The sequence below is a fragment of the Desulfovibrio sp. 6_1_46AFAA genome (assembly GCF_000224635.1).
In the GTDB taxonomy this organism is placed as follows: domain Bacteria; phylum Desulfobacterota; class Desulfovibrionia; order Desulfovibrionales; family Desulfovibrionaceae; genus Desulfovibrio; species Desulfovibrio fairfieldensis.
In genome coordinates this window covers 673,903-684,504 of record NZ_JH114302.1, presented here as the reverse complement: position 1 = coordinate 684,504, position 10,602 = coordinate 673,903, and the positions used below count along the sequence as shown (strand labels likewise).

The window sequence follows — 10,602 nt, the reverse complement described above, 5'->3', positions numbered from 1 at the left end:
CCGGCGTTGCCGGGAGTGAGGCTGAAATTCAACGCGCATTCAGCATTCGCGGCAACCATATGAAGCTTGGTCGTCCAGCCGCCTCTGGACTTTCCGATGGACTGCGGACCTGTTTTTTTAAGGCCCCTGTTCCATCGGGATGAACCTTAACAATAGTACTGTCGAGAGAAACTGCTTCTATTTTAAGGCGGAGTATCTGCTCTTGTTGAAGGCGTTCAAATATACGGTCAAGAACTCCGTTCTTGCTCCAGCGGTTCATGCGCGTGTAGATGCTGTGCCAACAGCCAAAATTTTTCGGCAGTCCACGCCATTTACACCCATGCTCCGCAACGTACAGAATCGCATTCAACACCTGGAGATTGTCAAAATGGACATTACCTCTTTGGCGCGGGAAGCAGTCAGCGATTCTCTCATATTGTTCGCGAGTAATTTGCATAAGACATTCTTACGGAATACTCGCTCTTTGTCAAATAGTGTTAACAGGCCCTAGAGCAGATTAACCTTGAAATGCTGCGCATTCCAAAGTTAAAGACACGCTTACTCCGCCGCTTAGCTATGCTGTCCTCGCCCGTAAAGCTCGAAGACTCGCTAACGGGAGAGGCAACAGCGCAAATAACTTGCGCTTGCGGCTTCGTGGCGCGAGGCTGCTATCGCAGCCTCGTTAGAGCATTTCAAGGTCGAAATGCTCTAGGAACAGCCCCCGGAGATTGCCCATGCGCATTGCCGTAGCCGTGAGCGGCGGCGTGGACAGCCTCTGCGCCCTGCTGCTTCTGCGCCGGGCCGGGCACGATGTGCTGGCCCTGCACGGCTTCTTTCTGCCGGAACAGTCCCATCCCCGGCCCGGCGGCGCCTGTGATCCACTGCCGGGCCTTGAAGCCGCCTGCCGGGACCTGGACATTCCCCTGCACACAGTGGATCTGCGCGCCGTTTTTCAGCGCGAGGTCATGATTCCCTTTGCCAGGTCCTATGCCGAAGGGCGCACGCCCAATCCCTGCGCGCGCTGCAACCGGGCCGTCAAATTCGGAGCCCTGCTGGACGCGGCCCTGGCTCTGGGCGCGGACAAGCTTGCTACCGGCCATTACGCCCGCCTGCTGCCGGGGCGCAACGGGGAGAAGGACGCGCCGCCGGTTCTGGCCGCCGCGCACGACAGGGCCAAAGATCAGAGTTATTTTCTCAGCCTGGTGCCCGCCGCGCGCCTGCGCCATGCCTTCTTTCCCCTGGCGGACCAGGACAAGGCCCGAAGCGTGGCCCTGGTAGCCGCTGCTGGTCTGGCCGTGCCCCTGCCCCGTGAAAGCCAGGACATCTGCTTCGTGCCGGAAAACGATGCCGCCTACCGGCCTTTTCTGACCGCGCAATGGCGCGTCCAAGGCCTGCCCCCCCCCGGAGAAGGCCCGGTACTGCTGGCCTCAGAGCCCGGCGGTGCGACGGACGGCTTGCGCGAAATCGGACGGCATCAGGGTCTCTGGCGCTACACCGAGGGCCAGCGCAAGGGCCTGGGCATCGCCCACAGCGAGCCGCTGTATGTGCTGCGCAAGGACAGGGCGGGCAATGCCCTGATCGTGGGGCCGCGCGCCCTGCTGGGCATGCGCGCCTGCCTGACCGGGCCGGCCAATATTCTTGTGCCGCCGGAATATTGGCCCGAAGAAGTGCTGACCCGTCTGCGCCACCGCCAGCGGGCCGTCCCGGCCCAGGCAGTCCTGGACGGCGAGCGCTTGCGGATTACCTTGGAAGCGCCCCAGTTTCCCAGCGCGCCGGGCCAGGTGGCGGCCCTTTACGACGCCGGGGGCCGGGTGTTGGCCGGGGGCGTTGTGAAAGAAATCAGGTAAACTGAAATGCGGAAAATCTGTGCGCGGCAAACCCCATCCCATGCGTCTGGCTGAACAAAGGGCGACCTATCACTCCGTGCGGCAATTCCCCTCTTCCCGAACGACAAAAGGCCGGAGTTTTGCTCCGGCCTTTTGCAACAACGGGAATATCTGAAGACGGGCTTACCGGCCCTGTTCCATATCCTCGGTGAGGACCATCCGGCGCGCGGCCGCGGTTTCGTCCAGGCGGCGCACCGGCAGGCCGATAGGCGCGTCCGCCAGACTCTGCGGATCGGCGTTGCCCTGGGCGATGATCTCGTGCAGGGCATCCACATACGCGTCCAGGGTTTCCTTGCTTTCAGTTTCCGTGGGCTCGGCCATCAGGCATTCCTTGACGATCAGCGGGAAGTAGATGGTCGGCGCATGGAAGCCCCGGTCCAACAGGGCCTTGGCAATGTCCAGGGCGCGGGTGCCTTCGGGCGCGGAGGCCACGAACTCATGGGCGCAGAGCCGGTCGGCAAAGGGCACGTCCAGTATGTCTTCCAGGCGTTTTTTAAGGTAGTTGGCATTGAGCACCGCGTATTCCGAAGCACGGGTCAGGCCTTCGCCGCCCAGGCGCAGCATGTAGGCCAAGGCTTTCACCACAACGCCGAAACTGCCGTAGAACGGCCCCATGTAGCCGATGGACCGGGGCAGATTGTAATCAAGATAATAGCTGCCGTCCTCGCGCAGGGCCACGCGCGGCGCGGGCAGGAAGGGCAGCAGGCGTTCGCCCACGCCCACCGGACCGGCGCCGGGGCCGCCGCCGCCGTGCGGGGTGCCCAAGGTCTTGTGCACATTGAGATGCACCACGTCAAAACCCACGTCGCCCACGCGCATCTTGCCCATAATGGCGTTCATGTTGGCGCCGTCGTAATAGAGCAACGCGTCCACCTTGCGCAATTCTTCCACGATGCGCGGCAGGTACAGCTCCATGAGGCCCAGCGTGTTGGGGCAGGTCATCATCAGACCGGCCACGTCCTCGCCGTGCTCGGCAATGGCCGCGGCCAAGGCGTCCGGATCCACCATGCCGTCGCGGGACTCGATGTTCACGGTCTCAAAACCGGCCAGCGCGGCGGAAGCCGGATTGGTGCCGTGGGCCGCGTCCGGAATGAGCATCTTTTTGCGATTGCGGCCTTTGGCCTTGTGATAGGCCGCGATGAGCTTGACGCCCGTGAATTCGCCGTTGGCCCCGGCCATGGGCTGGAAGGTGAAGGCCTTCATGCCCGTGAGCTCGCACAGCCAGCGCTCGGCCTCATAGAGGCATTGCAGTGCGCCCTGCGTGCAGGCCGCCCCGCGCGAGAGCTGGGCCAGCAACGGATGCAGGCGGCTGAAGCCGGGCAGCGCGGCCACGTATTCGGTGAACTTGGGATTGTACTTCATGGTGCAGGAGCCAAGGGGATAAAAATTGGCGTCCACACTGTAGTTGAGCTTGGAAAGCCCGGTGAAGTGCCGCACCACGTCCAGCTCCGAACACTCGGGCAGACGCGGGGGATCTTTGCGCAGCAGACCGGCGGGCAGCATCTGCGCGGCCGTGGGCGCGTCGGAATCTATCTCCCAGGCGCGGCGGCCGGGCACGGATTTGGCGAAAATGGTTTTCACAGCAGACCTCCCACGGTTTCGGCCAGAAAGCCGATCTGGCGGCGGCTGTTGAGCTCGGTGCAGGCCAGCAGCAGCACGTTTTCCATGCCCGGATAGTAGCGGCCCACGGGATAGCCCGGCACGCAGCCGTGGCTGGTGAGCGTGTCCACCAAGGTTTCGGCGGGCATGGGCAGGCGCAGGGCCACTTCATTGCCGAAGGGCGCGTCGTTGAGCAGCTCCACGCCCTTGAGGGCCGTGAGCCGCTCCACGGCATAGCGGGCCAGCGCCATGTTGTTTTCCGCCAGGCGGGTCAGACCTTCCGGTCCCAGCAGGCTCATGTGGATCAGGGCGCGCAGGGCGCAGAGAGCCTGGTTGGAGCAGATGTTGGATGTGGCCTTGGCGCGGCGGATGTGCTGCTCGCGGGCCTGGAGGGTCAGCACGTAGCCGGTTTTGCCGTCCAGATCCGTGGTGCGGCCCGCGATGCGGCCGGGGAACTGGCGGATGTGCTCTTTGCGGCAGGTCATGACGCCCAGATAGGGACCGCCGAAGGACAACGGCTGGCCCAGGCTCTGGGCCTCGGCCACGGCCACGTCGGCCCCCATTTCGCCGGGAGTTTTGAGCACGGCCTGCATGACCGGGTACACGGAGATGATGCCGAAGGCCTTGCGCGCGCGGGCCTTGGCGAAAAGTTCCGTATAGTCGGCCACCGCGCCGAAGAAGTTGGGATTCTGCACCAGCACGGCCGCGCAGTTGTCGTCCACGGCGGCCATCAGCGCGTCCATGTCGCTCACGCCGTCACGCTGGCGCACGGTCTTCAGTTCCAGGTCCAGGCTGGACATATAGGTGCCGAGCATGATCCGCCAGATGGGGTTCACGGCCTCGTCCACCACCAGCACGCGCCGCCGGGTGGCGCGCACGGCCATCATGGCCGCTTCGAACAGGGCGGTGCCGCCGTCGTAGACCGAGGCGTTGGCGCAGTCCATGTCCAGCAGGCGGCTGATGGCCGTCTGGAATTCAAAAATGGCCTGCAGGGTGCCCTGGGAGCATTCCGCCTGGTAGGGCGTGTAGGCGGTATAGAACTCGCTGCGTCCGGCCAGGGCGTCCACGGCCTTGGGGATCTGGTGGGCATAATAACCCGCGCCCAGGAAGGAGATCATTTCCGGACGGTTTTTGGCGGCCAGGTCCTCGAAATAGGCACAGACCGAGGCTTCACCCTGCCCCTTGGGCAGTTTGAAACTTTTGGGCCGCATGTCCTGCGGAATGTCGGCGAAAAGGTCATCCAGGGTGCGCACGCCGACCACGGAGAGCATTTCCTGGAGATCGTCCGGCGTGTGTGGAATATAGGGCATGTTTACTCCTTTTTGAACCTGCCTTGCGGCTTGCCCTGCAACGTTGCGCGTCTTTTGCAAAACCAGTTAGTTTTACAAAACATATCCAAGAAACCGCTACGTCAATCAAAATGACATCAGCGCTTCCTTAGAAACAGCCCCGGAGCATTTCAAAGGAATCTGCTCAAGGGAAGCGCTGAGTAATGAAAATTTTTGTTCTCTGCCAAGGGCGGCGAACCGCGGGCGGAGGGAGTATATTCAAACCCGACCTTCGCACGGAATGAGCCGGACGCGGGCAGAGCGCAAAAAGACCATTACTCAGTATTTTCCTGGGAGCTGTTTCTAAATCAGGGAGTTTTGCCTTTCCAGCGAGGAAAACGAGCTTTTTACGACGGGAGTATACTCTTCTGGTATTCGGCCGGAGTGAAAAGCGACGTTTGACGAAGCCGGCAGACAAAAGAACCAATTTAGAAACAGCTCCTAGTGAGCCTCTGTTGCGCAGAAAGCCTCATACGCCGCCGCGTCCATCAGGCCCTCGGGCTTGCCGGACAGCTTCACGCGCACCAGCCAGCCTTCGCCGTAAGGATCGCTGTTGCATTTTTCCGGGGCATCCTCCAGAACGGCGTTCACCTCGGCCACTTCGCCGCTCACCGGCGAGACCAGGTCGCTGGCGGCCTTGACCGATTCCACGGAGCCGAATTCCTTGTCCACGGCCAGGGCGTCGCCCGCCTGCGGCAGTTCCACATAGGTGATGTCGCCGAGGGATTCCTGGGCGAAATGGGTGATGCCGATAACGGCTTCTTCGCCTTCCAGGCGGGCCCATTCATGACTTTTGCTGTAGAGAAGATCGGCGGGAGCGTTGGACATGGTGTTTCCCCTTTACACTGCATAAAATGTGTTGGTTATGTGAAATCAAAAGCCTTGCGCGGGCAAAGGCTCCGCGCCTACTGCAATTTTTTGCGGGCCGTGCCTTCTTTGTAGAAAGGCAGATCCGCGCGGCGGGCCGCCAGTTCGCTGCGGGCCGTGCGGACCACGAAATCCGCATGTTCGGCCTGAGCCGCGTCCACCCAGGCAAAAGCGATGACGCAGCCCAGCGAGGGCGCAAAGGAACCGCTGGTCACCCGGCCCACTTCCGGGCCGCCGGGCAGAGCCAGAACGTCGCCGTGCCGCGCGGAACGGCGGCCTTCAATGCGCAGAGGCACCAGCACCTCGCGCACGCGCTGCGCGCCTTCCTTGCCCACATAGTCGGCCGTGCTGGTCAGCATGCGGCCCATGCCCGCCTCGGCCGGAGAGTGTTTGTCGTCCAGATCGTGCCCGTAGAGGGGCAACCCGGCCTCCAGGCGCAAAGTGTCGCGCGCGCCGAGGCCCACGGGTTTGACCCGTTCGTCCTTGAGCAGGGCCGTCCAGAAGGACTCGGCCTTGTCCCAGGGCAGATAAAGCTCAAAACCCAGTTCGCCGGTGTAGCCCGTGCGGCTGACCAGCAGAGGCGCGCCGTCAAAGGTCGTTTCCCGGAAGCCGAAATAGGGCAGGTCATGAAAATTCTCGTTGAGCGCGGCTTCCAGCACGCCCACGGACTCCGGCCCCTGCAGGTCGACCTTGGCCGTGACGGCGGAAAGGTCGGTGAGGGCCACGCTTTGGGGCAGGCGCTCGCGCAGAGCCGCAAAATCCCCGGCTGCGCAGGCCGCGTTGACCACGATCATGAAAGCGTCCGGGCCGAAGCGATAAATGATGCAATCGTCCAGCACGCCGCCTTCGGCGTTGAGCAGAAAGCCGTAACGGCATTTGCCCGGCGCAAGGGTGGCCAGGTTGTGGCTCACCGCGCGGGACAGCGCCTCATCCGCGCCCGGCCCCTCAATGCGGAATTCGCCCATATGGCAGATGTCGAAAAGACCGGCATGCTGACGGGTGTGTTGATGCTCGATCAGAATGCCCTCGTACTGGATGGGCATGAGCCAACCGGCGAAAGGCGCCATTTTGGCCCCATGGGCCTCATGCCAGGAAGTGAGCGGCGTACGCAGTTCCGACATGGATTCTCCTTTGCTGCAGTGTCTTCAACGCGGCCGTAAGCGGCCGGAGCCCGTCGGGCAGCCTGTGATGGGCGCGTGTACTTTACCATGTCCGGAGGCGGGGCACAAGAAGCCCGGCATGCCGCGCAAACCTGACAACGCGGCAAAAAAGACGCCGGGGCCGTCGCCCAAGGCGCCTTGACCCTTGCGGCATATGGAGCATAAGAAAATGAACTGCCCGGACATGCGCGGGTTCTTCGACAGCCTCCTTTTCAAGCGCCTTCTTTCGGAAACATTACATGCCCAAGGTCCGCCCTCTGCATTTCCCGGTCTTTTTGACCGGCGTGCTGCTTACCATCGCCTTCGTCGCCTATGCCGCGTGGTCCTCGGCCGATCATCGGCGGACGGACGCCCTGCACACCGCCGAAGTGTACAGCGCTCGCCTGGAAACGCTGATGGGCGGGCTTTTTCACAAAACCGACGTGCTGGAATCCGTGATCATCGCCGGACACGGGCACATACCGGAAACAGTCTTTGAGGATCTGGCCAGATCGCTGGCCGACGGCGCGGGCATCCGGGCCGTCCAGTATCTGCCGGACGGCGTCGTGACCTATTGCTATCCCCGCGAGGGCAATGAAGCGGTCATGGGCACAAGCGTTTTCACCAACCCCAAACGCCGGGCCGATGCTCTGCTGGCCGTCAACAGCCGCAGCATTGTTTTATCGGGCCCATACAGCCTTTTCCAAGGCGGCCTGGGACTGGTGGCGCGCAATCCCATTTTTCTGACCGAGGCCGACGGGCGGGAAAAATTCTGGGGGTTCGCGGCGTTGATCCTGGACCTGCCCGAGGCCCTGAAACCGGTCTTTCTGGACGCGTTGCGGCAGGAGGGCTACGCCTACCGCCTGCACTGCCGGGGGGAACACGGCGATGACCTGACAATCGCCCAGAGCGGCGTCATGCCCTCCGGACGGCCTGTGGACTACGGCATCCAGGTGCCCAACCATGCCTGGACGCTCAGCCTTGCCCCGGAAGGCGGCTGGGTAGACACAAGGGAGCTCCCCCTTCAACTGGGCCTGGGCTTCGTCATCAGCGGGCTGTGCGCCGTCGTGGCGCACCAGCGGCGGGAAAAGGAACGCCTGCTGCGCCAAGCCGCGGAGACTGACGATCTGACCGGCCTGTACAACCGCCGCAAGCTGAACCGGGTGGTGGATGCGCTCTGCCGCGCGCCGCAGCCCGCGCACTTTGTGTTTCTGTATATGGACCTGAACGCGTTCAAAGCCTGCAACGACACGCTGGGCCATTTCTGGGGGGATACGGTACTCAAGGAGTTCGCGCGGCGCCTGCGCTCCGCCCTGGGGCCCCAGGCAGCTCTTGCCCGCGTGGGCGGCGACGAATTCGCGGCCGTGGTCGTCACGGGCGGCGGCCGGGACGCGGTGCCGGAACTGCTGCGGCGCATCCGGGAAAGTCTGCGCGAACCGGTCCTGCTCGACGGCATGCCCGCAGGGATCTCCAGCAGCACGGGCTGGGCGGAATTTCCCGCCGAGGGCAAGAATTATGACGCGCTGATGAAAACGGCCGACGCCCGGATGTATGAGGACAAACGGCGGCATGGAGCCGAACGGGCGTGCGGGAGCGCCCAAGCCTGAACGCCGCCCGCGCGGCGGCGCCAGAGCGGATCAACGTTAAAATGCTCTCATCGCGCCCGGCGGCGGTGGAAGCCAATGCGTTCTTATTCCGCAAAAAAGCGGCGCATTTCCTCCGGATCGCAGCCGCTGAAATACAATTCCCAAGGCACGTCTTCCAGGGCTTCGGCCAAGGCTCCGGGCTCATGCTGCAACCCGGCAAGCATGTTTTCCAGATCCTCGATTTCGGCATTGGCGAAGAAATCGCCGTAAATCCGGCAATCCGCGATCCGACCGTTGCGCACGCTCAGCCGCAGGTTCACACCGCCCCAGGGAAAACGACGGCGCTTTTCCTCGGTGAAGGCCGGCGAAGCGCCGTAGTTCCAGCTCCACTGCCGGTATTTGCTGTCGGCCAGAGCCTGGGCCGCGGCGTAATCCCCCATGTTCAGACGGGCGGCGCTTGCGGCGCAATGGCGCAGCAGGCAACATTTGAGCGTGCCCATGTCCGTGCCCGGCGTCCAGCATTCGGAAAGATTGCAGACCCTGGCCCGTACCGAGGCCACGCCCTTGGAGCGGATTTTCTCCGGATCCACGCTCAACGCCTCGCTCAGGCGCCCGAAATCCACGTCCACCAGCAGGGTGCCGTGGTGCAGCACCTTGCCCCGGTGAATCCGCTGGCCGCTGCCCGATATCTTGCGTCCGTCCACTTCCAGGTCATTGCGGCCCGAAATTTCGGCCCGCACCCCCACATCGTACAGGGCTTCGCGCACCGGTTCCAGGTAACGCCGGAAATTCACCCGCTCCTGGCCGTTGGCGTTTTCAATGAAGGAAAAATTGAGATTGCCCGTATCATGGTAGACCGCGCCGCCGCCGGTGATGCGCCGTACCACCGGCAGATTTTCGCGCCGTACGAAATCGGCGTTGACTTCCTCGGCGGTGCACTGGTGGCGGCCCACAATAATGGAAGGGCCATTCTGCCAGAGCATGAAAAGTCCGGGATGTTCCGGCGGCAGGGAATCAAAAAGCCGCTCTTCAAGAGCCAGATTAAAAGCGGGGTCCAGCGAAGAAAATGTCAGAAATTCCATGGCGGCCTCGTCATGCCCCTGGTATCCGGCCTGTCCGGGGCGCGTCACGGTGGCATACGCGCCGCTGAACAGGATCGCAGGCATCGGTCATTAGAGTATACTATGCTGAGCAGTCAGACATTTTCAATGCCAAAACGCCCTGATTCAGCTTGAAAAAGCGGCGTGCGTTTTCCCCGCAGGCCAGCCAGAGTTCTTCCGGCGCGACGCCGCGCGCCTCGGCCACAGTCCTGGCGGTGAACACTGTCAGGGCCGGTTCGTTGCGCTTGCCGCGCCAGGGTATGGGTGAAAGATAGGGGGAGTCGGTTTCCAGCAGCAGGCGGTCCGCCGGAATGATCGCCGCGGCCTGACGCAACGCCGCATTGGCCGGGTAGGTCGCCGGGCCGGGCACGGAAATGTGCCAGCCGTTGTCCAGAATGCGACGGGCCAGAGCCGGGCCGCCCCCGAAGCAGTGCCAGAGCAGCGGATATCCGGCAAAACCGCGCGCCTCCAGGGTCATGAGACATTCGTCCTCGGCCTCGCGGCAGTGAATGACCACGGGGGCGTCCAGCTCGCGGGCCAGATCCAGCTGTTCAGTGAACGCCTTGAACTGCAACTCCTTGGGGCAGTCCTGCCAGTGGAAGTCCAGGCCGATTTCGCCCACGGCCCGCAGGCGCGGCTCCGTCGCAAAGGCCGCGCGCATGGCCGCCAGGCTCTCCGGCGTGCAGTTCCGCCCGTCGCAGGGATGGATGCCCAGCAGAAAAAAGACTTCCGGATGCTTGTCGAACAAAGCCCGGCGCGCGACGAAATCATCAGGCCCCAGAAAGACGTTGCCCACGTTGGCCAGCCCTGCCGCGCGGGCCCGGGCCAGAACATCCTCACGGTCCGGATCGAAGTCCGGATCGTCCAGATGCGCGTGGCTGTCCACCCCGCCCAGGGGCAAAGCCCGGCTCAGGGGGTCAATACGCTCCACTTTTTTGTGTCCCATGCGTAACCTCGCGGGGAAACATAGCAATGCTCCGGCAACGAGGCAAGTAAAGCGGGAACCACGCGGCACGGCCGTCGGGCGGCGTTGCCAGCGGCGGGCATTGAGAGTAATATATCTGCATTACGGGCACCGCCGCCTGAACGCGGCGGCGTCCGGCTACAGTCTTTCCGGG

Annotated in this window: 8 protein-coding genes and 1 pseudogene; 2 read left to right on the top strand and 7 right to left on the bottom strand. The window is 63.1% G+C overall.

Features of this window, described 5'->3' with window-relative positions; translation table 11 throughout:
- A pseudogene (locus HMPREF1022_RS17360) lies at positions 1-436 on the bottom strand (IS5 family transposase); the annotation flags it as partial.
- Between the two features lie 277 nt (positions 437-713).
- Between HMPREF1022_RS17360 and mnmA the strand changes: the two are divergent.
- On the top strand, positions 714-1,826 hold the full coding sequence (mnmA, locus tag HMPREF1022_RS09625) for a tRNA 2-thiouridine(34) synthase MnmA (RefSeq protein WP_009302936.1): 1,113 nt from the start codon (positions 714-716) through the stop codon (positions 1,824-1,826).
- 162 nt (positions 1,827-1,988) lie between these two features.
- Here the strand turns inward: mnmA and gcvPB are convergent, their stop codons facing one another.
- From gcvPB to gcvT, 4 genes are all read right to left on the bottom strand, one after another.
- Positions 1,989-3,446: an aminomethyl-transferring glycine dehydrogenase subunit GcvPB gene (gcvPB, locus tag HMPREF1022_RS09620; RefSeq protein ID WP_008681766.1), complete on the bottom strand. Its 1,458-nt coding sequence runs from the start codon at positions 3,444-3,446 to the stop codon at positions 1,989-1,991.
- Positions 3,443-4,774, bottom strand: a complete 1,332-nt coding sequence (gene gcvPA / locus HMPREF1022_RS09615) for an aminomethyl-transferring glycine dehydrogenase subunit GcvPA (protein WP_009302933.1) — start codon at positions 4,772-4,774, stop codon at positions 3,443-3,445. The genes gcvPB and gcvPA overlap by 4 nt, the downstream gene beginning before the upstream one ends.
- A 459-nt stretch (positions 4,775-5,233) precedes the next feature.
- Positions 5,234-5,620, bottom strand: coding sequence for a glycine cleavage system protein GcvH (gcvH, locus tag HMPREF1022_RS09610; RefSeq protein ID WP_009302931.1), 387 nt, complete (start codon positions 5,618-5,620; stop codon positions 5,234-5,236).
- 77 nt (positions 5,621-5,697) lie between these two features.
- Positions 5,698-6,780 carry a glycine cleavage system aminomethyltransferase GcvT gene (gcvT, locus tag HMPREF1022_RS09605; protein WP_009302929.1) on the bottom strand — a complete coding sequence of 361 codons (1,083 nt, stop codon included), beginning with the start codon at positions 6,778-6,780 and terminating at the stop codon, positions 5,698-5,700.
- 278 nt (positions 6,781-7,058) lie between these two features.
- Here gcvT and HMPREF1022_RS09600 point away from each other — a divergent pair, with 278 nt between their 5' ends.
- Positions 7,059-8,405 carry a diguanylate cyclase domain-containing protein gene (locus HMPREF1022_RS09600; protein ID WP_009302927.1) on the top strand — a complete coding sequence of 449 codons (1,347 nt, stop codon included), beginning with the start codon at positions 7,059-7,061 and terminating at the stop codon, positions 8,403-8,405.
- Between the two features lie 83 nt (positions 8,406-8,488).
- Here HMPREF1022_RS09600 and HMPREF1022_RS09595 read toward each other — a convergent pair whose 3' ends face one another.
- Both HMPREF1022_RS09595 and HMPREF1022_RS09590 read right to left on the bottom strand, forming a co-directional pair.
- A complete protein-coding gene (locus HMPREF1022_RS09595) occupies positions 8,489-9,466 on the bottom strand; it encodes a lipoate--protein ligase (RefSeq protein WP_035061351.1) in 978 nt (325 codons plus the stop codon).
- Positions 9,467-9,566: 100 nt separating this feature from the next.
- Entirely contained in the window at positions 9,567-10,430 is an 864-nt protein-coding gene (locus tag HMPREF1022_RS09590; RefSeq protein ID WP_009302923.1) for a TatD family hydrolase, read from the bottom strand.
- Positions 10,431-10,602: the final 172 nt, after the last annotated feature.

Bases quoted from the DNA above. Each gene is read 5' to 3' on its own strand.
- mnmA (WP_009302936.1), top strand. From the start codon at position 714: ATGCGCATTGCCGTAGCCGTGAGCGGCGGCGTGGACAGCCTCTGCGCC.
- gcvPA (WP_009302933.1), bottom strand. From the start codon at position 4,774: ATGCCCTATATTCCACACACGCCGGACGATCTCCAGGAAATGCTCTCC.
- gcvH (WP_009302931.1), bottom strand. From the start codon at position 5,620: ATGTCCAACGCTCCCGCCGATCTTCTCTACAGCAAAAGTCATGAATGG.
- gcvT (WP_009302929.1), bottom strand. From the start codon at position 6,780: ATGTCGGAACTGCGTACGCCGCTCACTTCCTGGCATGAGGCCCATGGG.
- HMPREF1022_RS09600 (WP_009302927.1), top strand. From the start codon at position 7,059: ATGCCCAAGGTCCGCCCTCTGCATTTCCCGGTCTTTTTGACCGGCGTG.
- HMPREF1022_RS09595 (WP_035061351.1), bottom strand. From the start codon at position 9,466: ATGGAATTTCTGACATTTTCTTCGCTGGACCCCGCTTTTAATCTGGCT.
- HMPREF1022_RS09590 (WP_009302923.1), bottom strand. From the start codon at position 10,430: ATGGGACACAAAAAAGTGGAGCGTATTGACCCCCTGAGCCGGGCTTTG.